Annotated in this window: 20 protein-coding genes; 9 read left to right on the top strand and 11 right to left on the bottom strand. The window is 34.6% G+C overall.

What is annotated here, in order from left to right:
* Positions 1 to 63 precede the first annotated feature (63 nt).
* Complete coding sequence (gene tamL, locus BLV35_RS09825; protein WP_091088858.1) at positions 64 to 2,622, bottom strand: translocation and assembly module lipoprotein TamL; 2,559 nt, start codon at positions 2,620 to 2,622, stop codon at positions 64 to 66.
* A gap of 37 nt (positions 2,623 to 2,659) precedes the next feature.
* Between tamL and BLV35_RS09820 the strand changes: the two genes are divergently transcribed.
* Entirely contained in the window at positions 2,660 to 3,382 is a 723-nt protein-coding gene (locus tag BLV35_RS09820; RefSeq protein ID WP_091088855.1) for a TrmH family RNA methyltransferase, read from the top strand.
* 12 nt (positions 3,383 to 3,394) lie between these two features.
* On the opposite strand, the gene porT is transcribed toward BLV35_RS09820, so the two are convergent.
* Together porT and ubiE are read right to left on the bottom strand one after the other, a co-directional pair.
* A complete protein-coding gene (gene porT / locus BLV35_RS09815; protein ID WP_091088851.1) occupies positions 3,395 to 4,099 on the bottom strand; it encodes a type IX secretion/gliding motility protein PorT/SprT in 705 nt (234 codons plus the stop codon).
* A gap of 24 nt (positions 4,100 to 4,123) precedes the next feature.
* Positions 4,124 to 4,855, bottom strand: coding sequence for a bifunctional demethylmenaquinone methyltransferase/2-methoxy-6-polyprenyl-1,4-benzoquinol methylase UbiE (gene ubiE, locus BLV35_RS09810; RefSeq protein ID WP_091088848.1), 732 nt, complete (start codon positions 4,853 to 4,855; stop codon positions 4,124 to 4,126).
* A gap of 236 nt (positions 4,856 to 5,091) precedes the next feature.
* Here ubiE and BLV35_RS09805 point away from each other — a divergent pair, with 236 nt between their 5' ends.
* Positions 5,092 to 5,391: a hypothetical protein gene (locus tag BLV35_RS09805; protein ID WP_176980600.1), complete on the top strand. Its 300-nt coding sequence runs from the start codon at positions 5,092 to 5,094 to the stop codon at positions 5,389 to 5,391.
* A gap of 54 nt (positions 5,392 to 5,445) precedes the next feature.
* On the opposite strand, the gene BLV35_RS09800 is transcribed toward BLV35_RS09805, so the two are convergent.
* Positions 5,446 to 5,928, bottom strand: coding sequence for a dihydrofolate reductase (locus BLV35_RS09800; protein ID WP_091088841.1), 483 nt, complete (start codon positions 5,926 to 5,928; stop codon positions 5,446 to 5,448).
* 11 nt (positions 5,929 to 5,939) lie between these two features.
* Positions 5,940 to 6,272 (bottom strand): 2TM domain-containing protein, encoded by a 333-nt coding sequence (locus BLV35_RS09795; protein WP_091088838.1) that lies wholly within the window; start codon positions 6,270 to 6,272, stop codon positions 5,940 to 5,942.
* A gap of 236 nt (positions 6,273 to 6,508) precedes the next feature.
* Between BLV35_RS09795 and BLV35_RS09790 the strand changes: the two genes are divergently transcribed.
* Complete coding sequence (locus BLV35_RS09790) at positions 6,509 to 6,805, top strand: isoamylase early set domain-containing protein (RefSeq protein ID WP_091088835.1); 297 nt, start codon at positions 6,509 to 6,511, stop codon at positions 6,803 to 6,805.
* A 22-nt stretch (positions 6,806 to 6,827) separates the two neighbouring features.
* Here BLV35_RS09790 and BLV35_RS09785 read toward each other — a convergent pair whose 3' ends face one another.
* From BLV35_RS09785 to BLV35_RS09770, 4 genes are all read right to left on the bottom strand, one after another.
* The gene (locus BLV35_RS09785) at positions 6,828 to 7,652 is read right to left on the bottom strand and encodes a thymidylate synthase (protein WP_091088833.1); all 825 of its coding nucleotides are present in this window, start codon (positions 7,650 to 7,652) and stop codon (positions 6,828 to 6,830) included.
* Positions 7,653 to 7,722: 70 nt separating this feature from the next.
* A complete protein-coding gene (locus tag BLV35_RS09780; RefSeq protein ID WP_091088830.1) occupies positions 7,723 to 8,352 on the bottom strand; it encodes a bifunctional nuclease family protein in 630 nt (209 codons plus the stop codon).
* 163 nt (positions 8,353 to 8,515) lie between these two features.
* Complete coding sequence (locus BLV35_RS09775; RefSeq protein WP_091088827.1) at positions 8,516 to 9,484, bottom strand: electron transfer flavoprotein subunit alpha/FixB family protein; 969 nt, start codon at positions 9,482 to 9,484, stop codon at positions 8,516 to 8,518.
* 122 nt (positions 9,485 to 9,606) lie between these two features.
* On the bottom strand, positions 9,607 to 10,353 hold the full coding sequence (locus BLV35_RS09770) for an electron transfer flavoprotein subunit beta/FixA family protein (RefSeq protein WP_091088823.1): 747 nt from the start codon (positions 10,351 to 10,353) through the stop codon (positions 9,607 to 9,609).
* A gap of 267 nt (positions 10,354 to 10,620) precedes the next feature.
* On the opposite strand from BLV35_RS09770, the gene BLV35_RS09765 reads away from it, so the two are divergent.
* The 5 genes from BLV35_RS09765 to BLV35_RS09745 all read left to right on the top strand — a co-directional run bounded on the left by BLV35_RS09765 (position 10,621) and on the right by BLV35_RS09745 (position 18,087).
* The gene (locus BLV35_RS09765; RefSeq protein ID WP_091088820.1) at positions 10,621 to 11,598 is read left to right on the top strand and encodes a pyruvate dehydrogenase complex E1 component subunit beta; all 978 of its coding nucleotides are present in this window, start codon (positions 10,621 to 10,623) and stop codon (positions 11,596 to 11,598) included.
* A gap of 69 nt (positions 11,599 to 11,667) precedes the next feature.
* Positions 11,668 to 14,154: a DUF5686 family protein gene (locus BLV35_RS09760; protein ID WP_091089284.1), complete on the top strand. Its 2,487-nt coding sequence runs from the start codon at positions 11,668 to 11,670 to the stop codon at positions 14,152 to 14,154.
* A gap of 217 nt (positions 14,155 to 14,371) precedes the next feature.
* On the top strand, positions 14,372 to 14,881 hold the full coding sequence (locus BLV35_RS09755; RefSeq protein WP_245712046.1) for a DNA-3-methyladenine glycosylase family protein: 510 nt from the start codon (positions 14,372 to 14,374) through the stop codon (positions 14,879 to 14,881).
* A 101-nt stretch (positions 14,882 to 14,982) separates the two neighbouring features.
* A complete protein-coding gene (locus tag BLV35_RS09750) occupies positions 14,983 to 15,513 on the top strand; it encodes an inorganic diphosphatase (protein ID WP_091088816.1) in 531 nt (176 codons plus the stop codon).
* Positions 15,514 to 15,630: 117 nt separating this feature from the next.
* On the top strand, positions 15,631 to 18,087 hold the full coding sequence (locus BLV35_RS09745; protein WP_091088813.1) for a sodium-translocating pyrophosphatase: 2,457 nt from the start codon (positions 15,631 to 15,633) through the stop codon (positions 18,085 to 18,087).
* 97 nt (positions 18,088 to 18,184) lie between these two features.
* On the opposite strand, the gene BLV35_RS09740 is transcribed toward BLV35_RS09745, so the two are convergent.
* A complete protein-coding gene (locus tag BLV35_RS09740) occupies positions 18,185 to 18,799 on the bottom strand; it encodes a deoxynucleoside kinase (RefSeq protein WP_091088809.1) in 615 nt (204 codons plus the stop codon).
* Positions 18,799 to 19,590: a hypothetical protein gene (locus BLV35_RS09735; protein WP_091088806.1), complete on the bottom strand. Its 792-nt coding sequence runs from the start codon at positions 19,588 to 19,590 to the stop codon at positions 18,799 to 18,801. Before BLV35_RS09735 ends, BLV35_RS09740 begins: the two co-directional genes overlap by 1 nt.
* 122 nt (positions 19,591 to 19,712) lie before the next feature.
* On the opposite strand from BLV35_RS09735, the gene BLV35_RS09730 reads away from it, so the two are divergent.
* A complete protein-coding gene (locus BLV35_RS09730) occupies positions 19,713 to 20,591 on the top strand; it encodes a GLPGLI family protein (protein ID WP_091088802.1) in 879 nt (292 codons plus the stop codon).
* Positions 20,592 to 20,645 lie beyond the last annotated feature (54 nt).

Raw genomic sequence — 20,645 nt, 5'->3', positions numbered from 1 at the left:
AATTTTTTTTAGTTGGTTTTTTTGTTTTTAGTTCAAGACTGCAAAAATAAGAATTAAATAGCATTAGAAGGGGTAATTTATTCCAAAATTTAAAACAGAGTTCGCAAAGTTGTATTCTCTAAACCATTTTTGGCCAGAATCGTTGGCCGGATTATAGGTTTTAAATCCGAAATCAAATCGGATAACAAAAAAGCTTAAATCATATCTTATTCCGAAACCAGTCCCCAAGGCAATGTCTTTTAGACTTTTAAAACCGGTGAAAGTGGACTTCTCATCAGTCACGTTATCGTAAACATTCCAAATATTACCTGCATCAGCAAATAGAGCTCCTTTTAATTCTCCTAAAATTTTAAATCGGAATTCAGCACTCAATGCAATTTTCATGTTTGCTTCGTTAAAATCGTCTTTAGCTCCACTACTTCCAGGGCCTAAACTATAAGGTTGCCAAGCTCTGTTGTCATTTGAACCACCAGAAAAATAACTTCTAGAAAACGGAATGTAATCAGAGTTGCCAAAAGGAATTGCTATTCCAAAGAAGCTTCTTACTGCAAGAACTTTCTCTTTGGTTAGATCCCAGTGTTTAATATAGTCAAATTCTGTTTTGATATATTCTGAATACTCTAAATTGAAAAGTTCAAATTTGCCGTTTTTATTTTCAACTTGATTTGTCGTATTCGAAATTAAAGTCAATAGTGATCCCGCAGATTCTATTTTTGTTTTGAAGAGGTAGAAAGTGTTGTCTAGTAAATCTGTTTTGGTTGTTTTTGTAAAGGTATAACTAGTGGCTAGAATAAAATCGTTTTCAGTTAGTCTTAATCTTCGCTCTTCGATGCTTTTTACTGAAGCGTAATCGCTATCTGAAGAGGTTAATGCGGTATTTCCTGCTAATACATCAGTAATAAATCCGGTTGTTCCTTTTTCAATTATTAAATCATTGTTGTCGTCAAAATAGGTTGGTTCTGTATTGTATGTTTTTCCAATTTCGTTCAAAGCAGTATAGGAAGATCCGTAGACATTAAAATAATTTTGCGGATTCAGGTTTTGAACAAATTGGGCGTTGAAAAGATCAAAACGAGCGGTGTTATTTTTCTTGGGAGTCCAGTTGTAAGTAAATGCTCCAGTGAAATTTTCTTTATCTAATCCAATGTTTCTTTGTCTGGCAAATCCAATAGCCATAAGGGTAGAAGGGATCATGCTTTTCTTAATAATTTTTTCGGTAGAGAAAGGCATAAAGATCCTCGGGACGTTTAACTTTAAGTCAACTCCGTATTCTGAAACATTAAAAAATTGATTGTTTGGATTGGCTAAATCTTTAGACGAACCAATGTTTCCACGCACGGAAGCCTCCAATGTTTCGGCACCGTTAAATACATTTCTGATCGTTTCTGAAATACTTAATGCGATTCCTATATCCTGAATATTAGAATGGGTGATGTCAAGTGAGGTTCCAAAACTATATTTTTTTCTTGGTGTCAAGTATATTTTTGCAATCAAAGAACTATATGTAGTGTCTCTTGAGTCAATTTCGTATTGGACAGTAGGGTAATTGAATATTTTAAGGTTATTCAAATAACGTGTGGTTAGAACAGTTTTGTTGTCTGCAAAAAGTCCGCCCTTAGTGATAAAAATCGCATCTGTTATGGCGTGTGGTTTGTATTTTAATTTTTCGTGACTGTATAAATTAAAATTTTTATAAGTAGTACTATCCGTGATTTTTGAACTACTGTTGTTAGGAGAATAATCGGTATAGATGTTTACATCACTAATTTTATAGATCTTAAAAGGTTCAGTTCTCGTTGAGTCCTTATCTTGATACGAGTAATCATTAATGATTAAGTTTACATTAGCCTTATCGCCTTTTTGAATGGTGTCAATATCGAAGTTTACATAGGTAGGCTGAAAGTAGTACACACCATTATTTCTGAAATGGGTAGTAATACGGTTTTTCTCATCGTCAAAATCAAGTGTTTTATATTGAGTTCCGGACTTAAGTACAGAGTTGGATTTAATTGTTTCGTATAATGAATCTAATACAGGAGTAGCAATGGATGTTGTTATGGTGTCTAATGAGTAAGGTTTTCCTGTGCTAATTTCATATTTTATTTTGGCTCTTTTAGCAGCCACAGTATCTACTTTGTAATCTGTACTTACATTGAAGAAACCATTATTGAAATAATAGTAATTCAGTCGTAAGATTGATTTTTCGGTTTTGGTGCTGTCTAGTATTACAGGAGGTTCTCCTGTTTTTTTAAGGAAATCATGAATTCCATGATACCAAAAAGATTTTCCAAGTCGGTTTACTTGTTTTGCCGATAGCCATTTTGATTTTCTTTCGTACTTGTCAGGATGATTTGTAAATTTTGCTTGGTAGGTTGAATCTGGATTCAAATTAGCTAAATTGTACAAATTTAAACGCAGGCGAAAGCCTAATGACAAAGTGCTATTTGGTTTTTGATATAACTGATTGGAGACATTTTCTGCCTTTGTCGCTTTCCCATTTACTATAATTTGATTTTTAGTAAGGAGATGTTTTCCATCAGGAACTCTTTTTACAGCGTTACAGGCGCAAATAAATGTTGCTATTAGAATAAATGCTGCTATTTTTGTAGAAATCTTCTTCAAGTGTTATAAAATATTTAATTCAAAAGTACATTATTTTATGGTTAGTAAAAACCAAATAAAACTTATAACGAGTTTACAGCAAAAAAAATATAGAACCATCAATAAATTATTTTTTGCCGAAGGCGTAAAAGTAATTCAAGAATTGTTAGATTCAAATTTTGAACTGGAACATTTGTATTCCACTCAAAACGATTTTGAAGATGTCTTACCATCAAAAAAATCATTGATACTAGAAGCAGACTTGAAGAAAATCAGTGCATTGGCAACGGCGAATAGTTGTTTAGCAGTGTTTAAAATTCCTCTTGAGAAGAAAATTAAAGAATCAGGTTTAATTGTGGCTTTAGACTCCATACGTGATCCAGGTAATTTAGGGACGATTTTAAGGTTGTGCGATTGGTTTGGTGTTAAGGAGATCGTATGTTCAAAAGAAACGGTAGATTTATACAATCCAAAAGTGGTTCAGGCTACTATGGGCTCTATAGCGCGAGTCAATATGAGTTATATTGATTTGAATTCTTTTATAGCCGCTACTAATTTGCCGGTTTTTGGCACATTTATGGACGGCGTAAATATTTACAAAACTACGTTGCCACAAGAAGGTATTGTAGTTATGGGTAATGAAGCGAATGGAATTTCAATGGAACTCGAAAAATTGATAAAAAATAAGTTGTCTATTCCTCGTTTTGGAGAAATTCAAAAAACTGAAAGTTTGAATGTGGCAACTGCAACAGCGATCATACTCAGTGAATTTAGGAGATAGTGTTGATGTATTCTAGTGAAAGGTAAAATTAATCAATATAGCTCTCGTTTTTAGAGATTGAATGTCGCCTGTCCACGGACTGTTAGGATCATTGTCTCGTATCAACTCATCGTTAATTCCAAAAACTCCTCGGATAGAAGGGGAAAATATGAAATATTCAGAGAATAGATCGATGCCAAAACCTACTTCATAATTAGTAGTCCAAGGTTTTACTCTGAATTTTTGTTCGTAATTGTCATCGATTGCTTTTGAATTACCTGATAAATTTAAAGTAGCAGAAACGCCTCCAACAAGATATGGTCGAATGTTACCAGTTCTTAGTGAAGAGAATTTCAACAATAGAGGAAAGTGGATGTAGGTACTACTTACTTCTCTTAAAATATCTGTTTTTTTTGTAAACCCGGGAAAGTAGAGGTCTCTCTGGGTGTAATATAAACCAGGTTCAAATCTTAGATTGATATATTCTTGAAGTTTTAGATCGCCTACTATTCCCACGTTAAAACCGGTGGTCTTTTTAACAAGGATGTCCGGTCCTACAGTTCTGTAGTCTATTTTAAAGTCGTAGGAGTTGAATCCTAAGAAATATCCATAATAGACTCTGGATTTTTGAAAATTCTCTAAATTGATTATAGGATCTTTCGCAAACATGCTTTTTTTAAACTGTGAGTTTCCTTTAATGGACAAAACGAGTAAAAGTAAGACAACAATTTTTTTCATATTTGGGCTGAATATATCTCAGTATTAATTTTTAGATGCCGAATAAATAGTAGCTACCCCAAAAGTTTGTGGCAAGGCTATTACATCTATAAACCCAATTTTCCTCAATATATTGTTTAATGCCTCTCCATAAGGAAATGCTGCAGCTGATTCTGACAAATATCCATAAGCTACATCGTCTTTTGAAAAAAGTTTACCAATGATTGGCAATATGTTTTTACTGTAAAAATTATACCCTTGTTTGTAAGGAAATTTGCCTGGAACCGAAGTCTCAAGGATAACGAAAACACCATTAGGTTTTAAGACACGTAGTATTTCTTTTAATCCTTTTTCAAGTGTTTCGAAGTTTCTAACGCCGAAGGCAACCGTGATTGCGTCAAAATAATCATCCTCAAACGGCATGTTTTCAGAATCCCCTAATACCATTTCTATAGTATTAGATAGTTTTTTGTCCGCGATTTTTTTTACACCTACTTCAAGCATTCCTGAAGAAATGTCTAAACCAATAATTTGTTTAGCATTGGTTTGCGCCATCAAAATAGCTAAGTCACCAGTTCCTGTCGCAATATCCAATATTGTTTCTGGATTTGATTTTGCGACAATTTCCAATACTTTTTTTCGCCACTTTATATCTATTCCAAAAGAAATGACACGGTTCAAATTATCGTAATTTCCTGAAATGGTATCAAACATTTTTGCAACCTGTTCTTTCTTGCCTAAATCGGAATTTTTATATGGAGTTATGTTTTTTGACATTTTTTAAATTTTCACAAATATAATACATTCTATTTTGAACCGTAATCGAGTTTTGAAAATAGTAAGAAAAAAATGGGGCCTATGTTTGGTTTATACTTGTCTAGATATGAGGTGGAAAAGCGAGTGTTACAAATAAATTGAAATATCACTAAAAGTGGGTATTGTGTGTGAGTGTTTTTATAACGATTTTTACATTATAAAATTATAATAGTTTTTCAATGATTAAAAGGGAATTAATGACCCAAATCAAGTGGTTGATTTTTGCGCTAGTTATGTCACTTGTTCTTGTAGGCGGGTTTGACGGTACCATTGTAAAAGGTGGTAGTGTATTTATTGCGCAGCACACGTTCTTAGGATTAAATTTGTTTTTGGAAATTTTAATTTTTTTTGTCTTTAGTACCTTCGTGGTATTTGGTATTAAGGGCTTTTTTGAGATGTACTCTCAAAAAACATCAAATGTTATTATCTTCATTTCTGGAGTTTTATTAACATTCGTTATTTTTGGATTGTGTTATCAAATTCTGTTTCAAGAGTAGGTCATTTTCCTAATCATTGTTTTAAAAGAAAAACACCCTAATTAGGGTGTTTTTTTATTTTCTAATGTACGTTTGATAAGTGTAATCAAATTGATGTTTCTCGTCCTTATTTTGGAATTCAGAATGAATCATTTCCCAGTCCTTAAGATTAATTTCCGGAAAAAAAGCATCTGCTTCAAAGCTGTGATGAACACGTGTTAATTCAATTTTATTTGAAAAAGGAATTCCTAAATTATAAATTTCACCTCCACCTATAATATATATAGCTTCATTTGAAGGACAGATTTCTATTGCTTTCTCCATGCTGCTAACCACAGTACAGCCTTCTGGTTTATAGTTTTCTTGACGACTTATGACTATGTGTGTTCTGTTAGGCAGCGGTTTTGGAAAACTTTCAAATGTTTTTCGCCCCATAATGATATGGTGGCCTGAAGTGAGGCTTTTGAATCTCTTGAAATCGTTAGGTAAATGCCAAACCAATTCATTGTTTTTTCCAAGTGCATTGTTTTCTGATGCTGCCGCAATCATTATAATCATGTTTCTAGTGCTTATATTGAAGTGTCTTCAGTTATTTGTGATTGTATTTCAGCTATTTTGTTTTTTTGTAATGCAACCAGTCTGTCTATCTGCTCTCTTTCCCAGTTTTTATTCATAAAACGATCCGTTATGTAGACTTTGATGAAATGCAAAAGGAAAATAAAAAACCATGCTGTAATTAGGTAGATATGCCAATTTGAATCTATTCCAAAATTAAAAAGTTTGGTTGAGACAAACAAAAATAAACTGGCTAAAAATAGAAGTACAAAATGAAAATATAACCCTTTTTTTTGTTTTATTCTTCTTCGGGCATATTCATATAGTTCATGTTGTTCTCTTTCCATAAGTTGAATTTTGGTTATAAAGATAAAATTTAATTTGGAAAGTCGACATTTAGACTATCTAATATTTATTGAGAAAACGTTTTCTTTTTTATTTTAGAAAATTTAAGCTTGTGTTAATTGTTAAATTAGCTAAAATTTAACACTGTTTGCCTCATACTACTAAATCTGCATGGGGTATGACTTAAACTCAATAAAATTTGTTTTCTTTGCTTTATAATATTAAAAATGAAACTGTTATGGCTATTAAAAAGCAATTTATAAAAACAAAACCGGTGTGTAAAGTTACCTTTTCAGTTGAGGCAAAAGAAGCTGATGAAGCTGCGGTTATTGGAGATTTTAACAATTGGAATCCTAAAGAAGGGGTTTTAAGTAAATTAAAAAATGGTACTTTCAAAGGTGTCTTTACCATAGACAAGGACGCTGCTTACGAATTTAAGTACGTAATTGACGGTGCATTTGTAAATGAAACTGAAGCAGATTCTTTTAAATGGAACGAGTTTGCAGGAGCAGAAAATAGTGTTTTAGTTGTTTAAGCTAAAACATTTTTTTTGTCTATTATACGGCCACATTCCCTTTAATTAGGGCGTGAGGTTCGTATCCTTCCAGTGTGAAATCATCAAATTCAAATTTAAATATGTCTTTTATCGCTGGGTTTAAAATCATTTTTGGTAAAGATTTTGGTTCTCTGGATAATTGCAATTGCAGTTGCTCGATATGGTTATTGTAAATGTGTGCGTCTCCAAAAGTATGGATAAACTCACCTGCTTCTAGATCGCAAACCTGTGCAATCATCATGGTAAGTAGGGCATAAGATGCAATATTAAAAGGGACTCCTAAAAAGATATCGGCACTGCGTTGGTATAGCTGGCAGGATAGCTTACCATCGGCTACATAAAATTGAAAGAAAGCGTGGCAAGGCGGTAAAGCCGCTTTATTGTTAGCTACATTTTCCTCAAATGATTTTGTAGTATCGGGAAGTACAGATGGATTCCATGCGGAAACAAGCATTCTACGACTGTTAGGATTTGTTTTTAATTCGGTGATTAAATCGGCTATTTGATCTATTTCTTCACTGTTCCAGTTGCGCCATTGATGACCATAAACCGGTCCCAAATCGCCATTGGAGTCAGCCCAAGCATCCCAGATTTTCACTCCGTTTTCTTGAAGGTACTTGATATTTGTATCTCCTTTTAAGAACCAAAGTAGTTCGTAAACAATTGATTTGAAATGCAATTTCTTAGTAGTTACCATTGGGAAGCCTTCGCTTAAGTCAAAACGCATCTGATGACCGAAAACGCTTTTAGTTCCTGTTCCCGTTCTGTCTCCTTTTTGACAACCGTTGTCCATAACGTGTTGCACTAAGTCTAAATATTGCTTCATTGAAATGTTTATTTGGTGATTTGATAATCTGGTATTGAGTTCAAAAGTAACCAAATTAACGCTTGTGCAACTACGATTCTCTTTTAGAAATTTCGTCTCTTATTTTAGCTGCTTTTTCATAGTCCTCGTGCTGAACTGCCTGATCAAGTAATTCACTTAATTCCTGGAGGCTATGCTTAATATAAATACGACCGCTTTCGTTGCTTTCTTCTTCATTTCCAAAAGTTTCTGGGTTTGAAAGAATATCATCGATTTCTTGAGAGTCTTTATCTGTTTCTTGTGAATTTGCTTTTAAATAAATACCAGCTTTGTCTAGAATGTTTTTGTAGGTAAAAATAGGTGCGTTAAATCGCAATGCAAGTGCGATTGCATCTGAGGTACGTGCATCTATTATTTCTTCAATTTTATCTCTTTCGCAAATGATGCTGGAGTAAAATACACCGTCAACTAATTTATGAATGATGACTTGTTTTACAGTGATGTCAAATCGTTCTGCAAAGTTTTTGAATAAATCATGTGTCAACGGACGAGGTGGTTTAATTTCTTTCTCTAAGGCTATTGCTATAGATTGTGCTTCAAAAGCACCGATGACAATTGGTAGTTTTCTTTCGCCATCAACTTCATTCAAAATCAGTGCGTAAGCTCCGTTTTGTGTTTGGCTGTATGAAATTCCTTTTATCGACAATTTAACTAAACTCATATTTGCTGAAATGAAAAGTACAGAGTACCTAATTTAAAGATTTAATTTCGTTATTAAATTTGGGTGCAATTTTAATAAAAAAATGATAGACAAAAAAACTGCCTGAAAACAAAGGTACGATTATCTTGTTTTCAGGCAGCTATATTTATTGAAGAATATTACATTATGACTGTTGCGCCTTGAATGTTTTAAATTTCTCGATTAGTCTAGGAACGATATCGAATGCATCTCCAACGATTCCGTAGTCAGCCACTTTAAAAAATGGAGCTTCTGGATCACTATTGATAACCACTTTTACTTTTGAAGAACTTATTCCTGCAATATGCTGGATTGCTCCAGAGATTCCTATTGCAATATATAAGTTAGTTGCTACCGGTTTTCCAGTTTGACCAACATGTTCTCCGTGAGGTCTCCAACCTAAGTCAGAAACGGGTTTAGAACAAGCAGTTGCTGCACCAAGTACAGTTGCTAATTCTTCGATCATTCCCCAGTTTTCTGGTCCTTTTAATCCACGACCTGCAGAAACTACGATGTCAGCATCAGCGATAGATACTTTTCCAGATACTTTTTCTACCGATTCTACTTTTACTCCAAAATCATTTTCTCCAATAGTTGGATTAAAGTCTTCTTCAGTTAGTGTAGATGGGTTTTCAGAAATACCGTAAGAATTTTTGGCAAGACCAAGAACTTTTACATCAGTACTGATTTCAGTGATGTTGAATGCTTTGTTTGAAAATGCATTTCTTTTTACTTGAAAAGGAGAAGTACTTAATGGTAATCCCACAACATTTGAAGCAAAACCAGCTTCTAGAGCTACTGCAACAAGTGATGAAAGGTAGATACTGTCAGTTGTTGATGAAAGTAAAATTACTTTAGCGCTTTCTTTTTGTGCTGCTTGTTTGATAACATCAGCATACGCCTTAGCGGTAAAACCTGCTAATTTGTCATTGTTTACTTTTAATACCTTGTCTACTCCGTATTTTGATAATTCCGAAACATCGCCAGCGTTAACTGTTACTGCTGTTACAGTTGTTCCTAGAGATTCGGCTACTTTTTTTGCATAAGAAGCTAATTCAAAAGCTACTTTTTTGAACTTTCCTTCCGCAGATTCTGCATATATTAATATTGACATAAGATTTGTGTTTTTAGATTAGCGATTTATGATTTTAGATTTTAGAAGTTTGAATCAAGAGTTTAGATTTTTTTTGCCATCAGCAATCAAAAATCGTTAATCTTCATTCTTAAATCCAATTCTTAAATCACTTTTGCTTCGTTATGTAATAAGTCGATTAATTCGTCTAGATTGTCTGGAGAAATTAATTTAACAGCTGATCTAGGTGCTGGTTTTTCGAATTTTACTGCTTTAGTATTTACAGGAGCATCAATAGGTTCTACTATCGTTAATGCTTTACTTCTAGCAGTCATGATTCCTCTCATGTTCGGAATACGTAAATCTTTTTCTTCTACTAATCCTTTTTGACCTCCAATAATTAATGGAAGCGTAGTAGAAACAGTTTCTTTTCCACCATCAATTTCACGAATCGCTGTTACAGCAGTTCCTTCAACGGTAAGGCCAGTACAAGAATTAATGAAATTATTACCCAAGATACCTGCAATCATTCCAGGAACCATTCCTCCATTATAGTCTAATGATTCTTTTCCTGCAATAACAAGATCGTAACCACCATTTTTTATAACATCGGCAAGTTGTTTTGCTACAAAGAAACCATCAGTAGGAGCTGCATTTACACGAATTGCTTCGTTTGCTCCAATAGCTAATGCTTTTCTTAAAGTAGGTTCAGTTTCTGGTCCTCCAACATTCACAACAGTAACTGTTGCTCCTTGTTGTTCTTGAAACCATATTGCTCGTGTTAATCCGAATTCGTCATTTGGATTAATTACATATTGTACCCCATTGGTATCGAATTCAGAATCACCATTGGTAAAATTAATTTTTGAAGTAGTATCAGGAACGTGACTGATGCAAACTAATATTTTCATAGGATTGTTTTTTATTTTTCTAATAGTCTTTTACAAAATTAGGATATTAATTCGAATAATATACTATGCGTGCATAGTTTTTTTTAATGAACTATTACGTTTTCGTAGCCCGGATAGTAGCGACATCCTTCGTGTGGCTCCTTTAGCCACAGGAAGATATAGCGTATAGCCGGAAATAGCTCCTGATTATTTTAGAGTAATTTATGCAAAAAAGTGATTTAAAATATTTATTTTTGCTATCGAAAATTAGACATATACAATATAAATATGAGAACGATACAATTTAGAGAGGCTATTTGCGAAGCGATGAGTGAAGAAATGCGTAATGATGAGTCCATATATTTAATGGGTGAAGAAGTTGCGGAATACAACGGTGCTTACAAAGCGTCTAAAGGTATGCTTGCCGAATTTGGAGAAAAAAGAGTAATTGACACTCCAATTGCAGAGCTTGGTTTTACAGGGATTGCAGTAGGTTCAGCGATGAATGGTTGTAGACCTATTGTAGAATACATGACTTTTAATTTCTGTCTTGTTGGTATTGATCAAATTATAAATAATGCAGCTAAGATGCGTCAGATGACCGGTGGTCAGTTTAACGTGCCTATTGTTTTTCGTGGCCCAACAGCTTCGGCAGGACAATTAGGAGCGACACACTCACAAGCATTAGAAAACTGGTTTGCTAACACACCTGGTCTTAAAGTAGTAGTTCCATCTACTGTTTATGATGCTAAAGGATTGTTGAAATCAGCTATTCGTGATAATGATCCTGTGATTTTCATGGAATCAGAACAAATGTATGGTGATAAAGGTGAAGTTCCAGATGGGGAGTACACTATTCCTATTGGAGTTGCTGATATCAAACGTGAAGGAACAGATGTTACTATCGTTTCTTTTGGTAAAATTATCAAAGAAGCTCATATCGCTGCTCAAGAATTAGCCAAAGAAGGAATTTCTTGCGAAATTATCGATTTGAGAACAGTACGTCCTATGGATTATGATACTATTTTAACATCTGTTAAAAAAACAAATAGATTAGTGGTTCTTGAAGAGGCTTGGCCTTTTGCAAGTGTTGCTTCTGAAATTACTTATATCGTTCAAGAACGTGCTTTTGACTTTCTTGATGCGCCAATTCAAAGAATTACAACTGCTGATACGCCAGCGCCTTACTCTCCAGTCTTGTTGAAAGAATGGTTGCCTAATGCGGATGACGTTATAAAAGCGGTTAAAAAAGTAATGTATAAATAATATACTAAACATGTTATGAAAGCTTCATCAATCGTTCGTTTGATGAAGCTTTTTGTTTTAAATAGAATTATGAAAAAGAATTTTTTATTTATTGTCTTTCTTTTATTGATGATCTCCAATGCTGTTTTTGCCCAAACAAAAGTGAGTGGTATCATCGTAGATAAATTAGATCAGCCTGTCCCTTTTGCGAATATAGCGTTCAAAGATTCTAGGGAAGGAACTGTTGCTAATGAAGATGGGCGTTTTTATATAGAATCTGCTAAAACATATACGACTTTAGTAATTACTTCTGTTGGTTTTTCAGATCGGGAGATTGCCTTGGATAAAGCGGTTAGTTATAATTTTAAGGTGTTGTTGAAAGAAGCCGAAAGCTTAAATGAAGTTGTTATTTTTACTGGTAAAACATCAAAAAAGGACAATCCTGCGCTGGATATTCTTAGGAAAATATGGGAAAGAAAGCGTAAAAATGGGTTGTATCTTTTTGATCAATACCAAATGGAAAGGTATGAGAAGATTGAGTTTGATATGAACACAATTGACAGTGCTTTTATGAAAAATAAACTGTTTAGAGGAATGGAATTTATTTTTGATCATGTCGATACTTCCAGAGTTACCGGAAAGACGTATTTGCCGATTTTCATAAATGAGACCTTGTCAGATATTTACGGGGATAATAAACTGAAGAAAGTAAAGGAAAAAATAAAAGCCAATAAAAGCTCTGGTTTTAAAGGTAATCAGCAATTACTATCTTTTGTAAAAGATTTATATTCAGATTATAATGTTTATGATAATCACCTTACCTTTTTTGACAAAAGCTTTACCAGTCCCATTTCTACAACAGGAATTGATGTCTATAACTATGTACTGAGAGATAGTGCCTATATCAATAATAAATGGTGTTATAATATCGTATTCTATCCAAGACGTAAGAACGAATTGACTTTTAAAGGTGATTTTTGGGTAAATGATACAACCTACGCCATTAAGAAAATTAATATGGCAGTTACTAAAAGTGCTAATATTAACTGGGTGAAGGATATTTATTTAGAACAGGAATTTGATGTTGTAAATGATTCCGTATTTCTATTGACACGTGATTACTTAATGTCTGATTTTGCAGTAAATAAAAAAGAAGATTCAAAAGGACTTTATGGAAAGCGTACCTCTTTCTATGGAAATCATGAGTTCAATAAAGAAAAGACTTCGTCTTTTTATAAAGAAGAAGTCGCTTATGCTAACGATTCGATCTATAATAAGTCAGATCAGTACTGGCATAAAAACCGTTATGAGAACTTAAGTAAAGATGAATTGGGAGTTTATAGAATGCTTGATACTTTACAAACGGTTAATAAATTCAAGCAGATAACAAGTTTAGTTACTGTGCTTGCCAGCGGCTATGTCAATTATGGAAATTTTGATTATGGCCCTATTTTTTCCACATTTGGTTTCAATGAAGTAGAGGGAGTGCGTTTGAGAGCCGGAGGTAGAACTTATTTCGGTACTAGTGATACTTGGAGATTACAAGGTTATACAGCCTATGGATTTAAAGATGATAAATTCAAATACGGACTATCAGGAAAGTGGATGGTTGACAAACGAAATAGAATTATCCTGTCAGGGGGAAATAGGCGAGACGTAGAACAAATTGGTGCGAGTTTAACTACTACAAATGATGTTTTGGGTCGAAGTTTTGCCTCGTCTTCTTTATTTTCATCCGGTAGTAATGGGAAATTGACTAACATCAATCTGAGTAATGTTGCTGTCGAAATCGAACCAATCAAAAACCTGACCTTTCAAACCGGTTTTTCTTATCGAACATTAGAATCGGCTTCGCCAACATTTAGTTTGGATTACTATACAGATGCAGGACAAACTGCTACAAAAAGTGATGTGAAACAGTCAGAAGTGAGTTTTCAGATCGAATATACGCCAAAACGAAAAACGATTGGGTATGCAGTAGAGAGAGACAATGTAGATAGTCCTTTCAGTAGGTTTTTTGTGAACTACAGCCATGGATTCAAAGGATTGTTAGATAGTGATTTTAAATATGAAAAATTGCAATTGTACTATAAGCAGCCTATCATTATTGGTCCGTTAGGACGATCAAATGTGACTGTCGAGATGGGAAAAACTTTTGGTACAATTCCTTTAGGTCTTATGAGTGTTATTCCTGGGAATCAAACTTATTTTACTATTGAAAACACCTTTAGTAACCTTAATTTCTACGAATTTGTGTCTGATCAATATGCAACGGTACAATGGGATCATAATTTTGGAGGACGTATTTTCTCTAGAATTCCTTTTATGCGAAAACTGAATTGGAGAGAAATTATTGGAGTGAAAGGCGTTTACGGAACGATTTCAGATGCTAACAGAGCTATAAATGCTTCGGGTCTGCAGTACAATGCTCCTGAAAACGTGTATTGGGAGTACAATGCTGGAATTGGGAATATCTTCAAAGTGTTCCGTATCGATTTTGCTTGGAGAGGAAATTATTTAAACACACCAGATACGCAGCGATTTTCAGTAAAAGGATCTTTTGGGTTTTATTTTTAGGAGCTATTTACTTCGTGAGTTCGCTGCGCTCGTGTCCAGCTATTCGTTGCAATCTTTTCCTTTTTAAAGAAAAAAGGAAAAGGATTTCCACTTCTATCTGGGCTAAAAAAATCAGCGCATGAAAGCAGCTATTGAATATCTTTCGGCAGTAGACCCAATTTTCAATGTCATTATTGAAAAATACGGAATGCCAATTATTCCCTAACGACCACAAGGATTGGAGACGCTAGTGTTGCTGATTTTAGAACAACAAGTATCTATTGACTCAGCCAAAGCTACTTTTTTGAAATTAAGGGAAAGGATAAAGATCTTTGAGCCGACTGTTTTGATAGATTTAGCGGATGAAGAGTTTAGACTTCTTGGCGTAAGCCGGCAAAAAACATCTTATATCAAAGCATTGTCTGTGGCAGTGCTTAGTAAGAACATAGACTTAGAATCTTTGGCAAGCAAAACGCCAGAGCAGGTACGGGAAGAGCTTATTAAAATCAAGGGAATAGGAAACTGGACTATTGATGTCTATTTAATGTTTTGCCTTGAAGCTCCAGATTTGCTTCCAATGGGAGATGTTGCGGTAGTAAATACGATCAAAGAATTACTCGATATTCACGAGAAAGAAGCCATGGAAACCCATGCCGCTAAATGGAGTCCGTATCGTTCTTACGCTACCTTTTTGTTGTGGCATTATTATCTCAAAAAAAGAAATAGGACAATAGTGTATCAATATTAGTTTTTTTGCTATTTAATGTGTAGATAAGAGCAATTTTATATTGTAAAAACAGATGGTTTGCTTATTTTTGTTGCGATTATTATAGAAAAGAAAAAATTAAAATGACTGCAGACAAAATAAAAACTTTCGATGTACTTATCGAAATTCCAAGAGGAAGTAGAAACAAATATGAATACGATTTCGAAATAAAAAGAATGCGTTTCGACAGAATGTTGTTTTCATCAATGATGTACCCAGCTGATTACGGATTTATTCCTGAAACTCTTGCACTAGATGGTGATCCACTAGATGTATTGGTTTTAGTAAACGAGCCTACTTTTCCTGGATGTGTTATGGAAGTAAAACCTATTGGTGTTTTCCACATGGCAGATGATAAAGGGCCGGACGAAAAAGTAATTTGTGTACCAGTATCGGATCCAATTTGGAATTCATTGAATGATTTGTCAGATATGAATCCACACTTATTAAAAGAAATAGAGCATTTCTTCCAAGTGTATAAAGATCTTGAAAACAAAACAGTTGACGTAGGTGGATGGGGAGATGTTAATGAAGCATATGCCATTATTAAAAAATGTACCGATCGTTTTGATCAAATTGAAAATAAACCAGAGGGATTATTCAGTATTAAGTAATAAATACCCTTGTATTTTATAAAAAAAGCAACATTCTGTTAAGAGTGTTGCTTTTTTGTTTAAATTCGTTTTTGTACTATATTGATTATTAACCAATAACCAAAAAAAACCAAATTTATGAATACAATTATGATTTATTTGCCAATTGTCATGGCAATTGTAGGACTTCTGTTCATGTGGATTAAAAGATCTTGGGTATTAAAACAGGATGCCGGCGACGGTAAGATGAAAGAAATTTCAGATTATATTTACGAAGGTGCATTAGCGTTCTTAAAAGCAGAATATAGGTTACTCGCTTTCTTCGTTGTTGGAGCAAGCATCGTTTTAGCAGGATTGTCTTATTTTGTTCCTACTACACATATTTTAATAGTTGTTGCCTTTGTTTTCGGTGCAGTTTTCTCAGCTCTTGCAGGGAATATGGGAATGAAGATTGCAACAAAAACAAATGTTAGAACTACACAGGCAGCACGAACAAGTTTGCCGCAAGCATTAAAAGTTTCTTTTAGCGGTGGAACCGTAATGGGACTTGGTGTGGCTGGTTTAGCTGTTCTAGGTTTGACTTCTTTCTTTATCTTTTTCTTCCATTTCTTTATGAATGGAACGTGGACTTCAACAGAGGACATGACTATCGTCTTAGAAACATTAGCTGGTTTTTCTCTTGGAGCTGAATCAATTGCCTTGTTTGCCCGTGTGGGAGGTGGTATTTATACAAAAGCTGCCGATGTTGGAGCTGATTTAGTGGGTAAGGTAGAAGCTGGAATTCCGGAGGATGACCCGCGCAACCCAGCTACAATTGCTGATAACGTAGGGGATAACGTAGGAGATGTTGCCGGAATGGGAGCTGATTTATTCGGTTCTTATGTAGCAACTGTTTTGGCAGCTATGGTTCTTGGGAACTATGTTATCAAAGACATGGGAGGAAGTATAGATGATGCCTTTGGTGGTATCGGACCTATTTTATTGCCAATGGCAATTGCCGGTTTCGGAATCTTATTTTCGATTATAGGAACCATGTTAGTTAAAATTACTGATGAGAATGCTAAAGAAGCACAAGTACAAAAAGCGTTAAACATTGGGAACTGGGTTTCTATAGGTTTAACAGCAGTAGCTTGTTATTTCTTAGTACAATATATGTTGCCTGCCAATATGAAAATGGAATTTTTTGGTGAAGGAATGCAAGACATTTCGTCGATGAGAGTTTTCTATGCTACGATCGTTGGACTAGTAGTGGGTGCTGTTATTTCATCTGTTACAGAATATTACACGGGATTAGGAACTAAACCAGTGATGGCTATTGTTCAAAAATCGAGTACGGGAGCAGGAACGAATGTAATTGCAGGTTTAGCTACAGGAATGATTTCGACATTTCCAACTGTCTTATTATTTGCAGCTGCCATTTGGACTTCTTACGCTCTTGCTGGATTTTACGGAGTAGCATTAGCCGCTTCAGCAATGATGGCAACTACAGCGATGCAGTTAGCGATTGACGCCTTCGGACCTATATCTGACAATGCAGGTGGAATTGCCGAAATGAGTGAATTGCCAAAAGAAGTACGTACACGTACTGATATCTTAGATTCGGTAGGGAATACGACTGCAGCGACTGGAAAAGGGTTTGCAATTGCTTCGGCAGCATTGACTTCCTTAGCATTATTTGCAGCATATGTAACTTTTACAGGAATTGACGGGATTAATATTTTTAAAGCTCCTGTTTTAGCGATGTTATTCGTAGGGGGAATGATTCCGGTAGTGTTCTCTGCATTAGCGATGAACTCTGTTGGTAAAGCCGCGATGGATATGGTGTATGAAGTGCGCCGACAGTTCAAAGAAATTCCTGGAATTATGGAAGGTACTGGTAAGCCAGAATATGCAAAATGTGTTGATATTTCTACTAAAGCCGCTTTACGCGAAATGATGTTACCTGGAATTTTGACGATTGGTTTTCCTATAGCCATTGTACTTCTTGGGAAACTAGTTTACGGAGATAACAATCAATTAATCGCAGAAATGCTTGGAGGATATATGGCTGGAGTTACTGTTTCTGGTGTTCTTTGGGCAGTTTTTCAAAACAATGCCGGAGGTGCTTGGGATAATGCTAAGAAATCTTTTGAAGCAGGGGTAATGATTAACGGTGAGATGACTTACAAAGGGTCTGAGGCACATAAAGCGGCCGTAACGGGAGATACTGTTGGAGATCCTTTCAAAGATACTTCTGGACCATCGATGAACATATTAATTAAATTGACTTGTTTGATAGGTCTAGTAATGGCGCCAATTTTAGGAAGTGGAAGTCATACTATTACAGATAAAGCGAGTTGTTGCATTACGACTGGTGCATGTACTTCAATGTCTAAAGAAGAATGTATTGCTAAAGGCTGTACGAATGCAGCTTGCGAGCATATGAAAGGTGCGCATATGATGCAGGAAGTTTCTAAACAAGTGACTATTGAGAAAACAAATGTTAATGGTGCAGTTGTCGGTACAGTTACAACTACTGTAAACGGTCAAGTGGAAACACAAGTTTTTAAAGGTACTGACGCAGAAGTTCAAGCAAAAATTGATGCTTTGAAATAATTATATGATTTGTTATAAATGAAAAATGCCTCGCGAAAGTGAGGCATTTTTTTATAGTAAGTTTGTTTTTTTTTATTTTAAGACGGGAAGAATAGGGCTAAAATAATCCGTTCAACTCAGCATTAATCTTGTTTAAAATCATTCCTAAATCCTCAGGATTGTCGACAAAGTTAATGTTGTCTACGTCAATAATTAATAATTTTCCGCGATCGTAGGTATGAACCCAGGCCTCATAACGTTCGTTTAATCGGCTTAAATAATCAATAGAGATAGAGTTTTCATACTCACGTCCTCTTTTATGTATTTGTCCCACTAGATTAGGAATTGAACTTCTCAAATAAATTAATAAATCAGGAGCTTTCACTGTAGATTCCATTAATTCAAAAAGAGAGGAGTAATTCTGAAAATCACGATTGGTCATCAAACCCATTGAGTAGAGGTTTGGCGCAAAAATATGGGCGTCTTCATAAATCGTTCTATCTTGAATGATTTTCTTTCCGCTCTCGCGTATTTGGATCACTTGGCGGAAACGACTGTTTAAGAAGTAAATCTGTAAATTAAATGACCAGCGTTCCATTTGGTGATAGAAATCATCGAGGTACGGATTGTCAACGACATCTTCATAATGAGGCTCCCATTTAAAATGTTTTGCCAATAAACGCGTTAGTGTCGTTTTTCCCGATCCGATGTTTCCTGCTACTGCTATGTGCATTACGGTGTTATGATTTTATAATTTATAATTCCCTTCGATGTAAAAATAGATAAAATTTGGTCTTTGTAACAGAATTTTTTAAACGTTTTTTCTGAAATATCAATTTCATGTTTTTGTTTTTTCTCCAAGTCTTCAAAAAACAGGGTGTTATTTTTAGAGTAGATAAATTGAGAGTCATTAATGATTTCAATAGCATCGAAATCTGGTGTTTTGCCTTTAGTTTTTATTTTCCCGAAGGCATCGCAAGAATACCAGTTGTTTTTGTTGTCTATCCAATAGAAGGTATTGAAATCAGTTTGATAGTATTTGATGCTTTCTGGAAAAGGTGTTGATATTGTTTTATAGTCATTTTTTATATAATCAAAAAGACCAATCTGCTGGTTCAAACTATTATAAATCCAAAGCCTATTTTGTGCTGCAATTCCAATCGCTGATACCGCTATGGGACTTGTGTTTTCTGAAAAATTTACTTTGTGTGTTTCATTTAATTGATTGTCCAGTAAGATAACGGTATTGAAATTCTCATAGAAAAGCACGATTTTTAGTGGGTTTCTAATGTCGACTTTTGCTATTTTTCCAAGAGAAGCGTTTTTATATTCTAATGATTCAGTGTCATTCGTTTTATGTAGAACGTTATCCTTTATGTAATAATAGAATTCAAACTGATCGTAATCAATAAAATCATCAGCAACCACATTGATGGTGTCTGTTGTAATGGTTTCAAGCTTAATGTTTTGACTAATCGCGGTCCAAGTCGATACTAAAGTAATAAAGAGAATTATTTTTTTCATATATAGCTAAATTACGATTAAACCTTTTATAATTATTGAAGTCTTAATTTATTTATAATAAGATTGTAACAAAAAGATAAACTAGAGGTCTTACCATAATAATTTTTTAAAAATTAAAAGTCATGAAGAAAGTAATTTTAGTTTTAGCATTTAGTGCGTTTGGCTGTTTAGGTTTGCGAGCACAGGAGTTCCAAGGTATGGCTGTGTATGAATCAAAAACGAGCACGGCTGATTTTAAATCGAATTTTGCAGGGAATAGGGAGATGACTCCCGAAATGCAGAAATCCATGGAAGAACGTATGAAGAGTATGTTTGAAAAAACCTTTATTCTGAATTTTGACAAGTCGGCTTCAGTTTATAAAGAGGAAGAAAAACTAGACGCTCCAGGTCAAGGAGGCGGAATGAGAATGATGGTTTCAATGACTGGAGGTGGCGGTACCTTATATAAAAATGTTAAAGAGAAACTGTACGCTGTTGATAAAGAATTTATGGGGAAAGAGTTTCTTGTAAAAGATTCGTTAGTAAATTATCAGTGGAAAATGGAAGGCGAAACTAGAGTTATTGGTGGGTATAATTGTTTTAAGGCGACAGCTGTGAGGCCAGCTAGTAAAACTGATTTTAGAAATTTCAGACCTAAAAAAGAAGATCCTGCAGCTGCTAAACCTGCTGATGGTGAGAAGAAAACAAATTTCATGGATAATTTAGAAATGCCTAAGGATTTGACTATAACAGCTTGGTACACACCTGAGATTCCAGTAAATCAAGGTCCTGAAAATTATTGGGGATTGCCAGGTTTGATTTTAGAGGTTAACGACGGTAAAACTGTTATTTTATGTTCTAAAATAGTACTAAATCCTAAAGAAAAAACGGTGATAAAGGCACCGGTTAAAGGGAAAGTGATTTCTCAAAAAGAATATGATGAAACGGTTGTAAAAAAAATGCAAGAAATGCGTGAGATGAACCAAGGTCGTGGGGGTGCGCAAATGAGAATGGGTCGTTAGAACTTCGCGGAATTTGAAAATTATATAATTAAATTATTTACAATCTACTTGCAC

Source organism: Flavobacterium gillisiae, from assembly GCF_900107635.1.
Taxonomy (GTDB): Bacteria; Bacteroidota; Bacteroidia; order Flavobacteriales; family Flavobacteriaceae; genus Flavobacterium; species Flavobacterium gillisiae.
The sequence above is the reverse complement of the archived record's forward strand: the minus strand, read 5'-3'. Positions and strand labels throughout refer to the sequence as shown.

Coding starts and splice junctions, on each gene's coding strand:
- BLV35_RS09775 (WP_091088827.1), bottom strand. CDS start 9,484: ATGTCAATATTAATATATGCAGAATCTGCGGAAGGAAAGTTCAAAAAA.
- porT (WP_091088851.1), bottom strand. CDS start 4,099: ATGAAAAAAATTGTTGTCTTACTTTTACTCGTTTTGTCCATTAAAGGA.
- BLV35_RS09805 (WP_176980600.1), top strand. CDS start 5,092: ATGACCCAAATCAAGTGGTTGATTTTTGCGCTAGTTATGTCACTTGTT.
- BLV35_RS09730 (WP_091088802.1), top strand. CDS start 19,713: ATGAAGAAAGTAATTTTAGTTTTAGCATTTAGTGCGTTTGGCTGTTTA.
- BLV35_RS09760 (WP_091089284.1), top strand. CDS start 11,668: ATGAAAAAGAATTTTTTATTTATTGTCTTTCTTTTATTGATGATCTCC.
- BLV35_RS09795 (WP_091088838.1), bottom strand. CDS start 6,272: ATGGAAAGAGAACAACATGAACTATATGAATATGCCCGAAGAAGAATA.
- BLV35_RS09785 (WP_091088833.1), bottom strand. CDS start 7,652: ATGAAGCAATATTTAGACTTAGTGCAACACGTTATGGACAACGGTTGT.
- BLV35_RS09765 (WP_091088820.1), top strand. CDS start 10,621: ATGAGAACGATACAATTTAGAGAGGCTATTTGCGAAGCGATGAGTGAA.
- BLV35_RS09780 (WP_091088830.1), bottom strand. CDS start 8,352: ATGAGTTTAGTTAAATTGTCGATAAAAGGAATTTCATACAGCCAAACA.
- BLV35_RS09770 (WP_091088823.1), bottom strand. CDS start 10,353: ATGAAAATATTAGTTTGCATCAGTCACGTTCCTGATACTACTTCAAAA.
- BLV35_RS09735 (WP_091088806.1), bottom strand. CDS start 19,590: ATGAAAAAAATAATTCTCTTTATTACTTTAGTATCGACTTGGACCGCG.
- BLV35_RS09800 (WP_091088841.1), bottom strand. CDS start 5,928: ATGATTATAATGATTGCGGCAGCATCAGAAAACAATGCACTTGGAAAA.
- BLV35_RS09740 (WP_091088809.1), bottom strand. CDS start 18,799: ATGCACATAGCAGTAGCAGGAAACATCGGATCGGGAAAAACGACACTA.
- BLV35_RS09790 (WP_091088835.1), top strand. CDS start 6,509: ATGGCTATTAAAAAGCAATTTATAAAAACAAAACCGGTGTGTAAAGTT.
- BLV35_RS09745 (WP_091088813.1), top strand. CDS start 15,631: ATGAATACAATTATGATTTATTTGCCAATTGTCATGGCAATTGTAGGA.
- BLV35_RS09820 (WP_091088855.1), top strand. CDS start 2,660: ATGGTTAGTAAAAACCAAATAAAACTTATAACGAGTTTACAGCAAAAA.
- BLV35_RS09750 (WP_091088816.1), top strand. CDS start 14,983: ATGACTGCAGACAAAATAAAAACTTTCGATGTACTTATCGAAATTCCA.
- ubiE (WP_091088848.1), bottom strand. CDS start 4,855: ATGTCAAAAAACATAACTCCATATAAAAATTCCGATTTAGGCAAGAAA.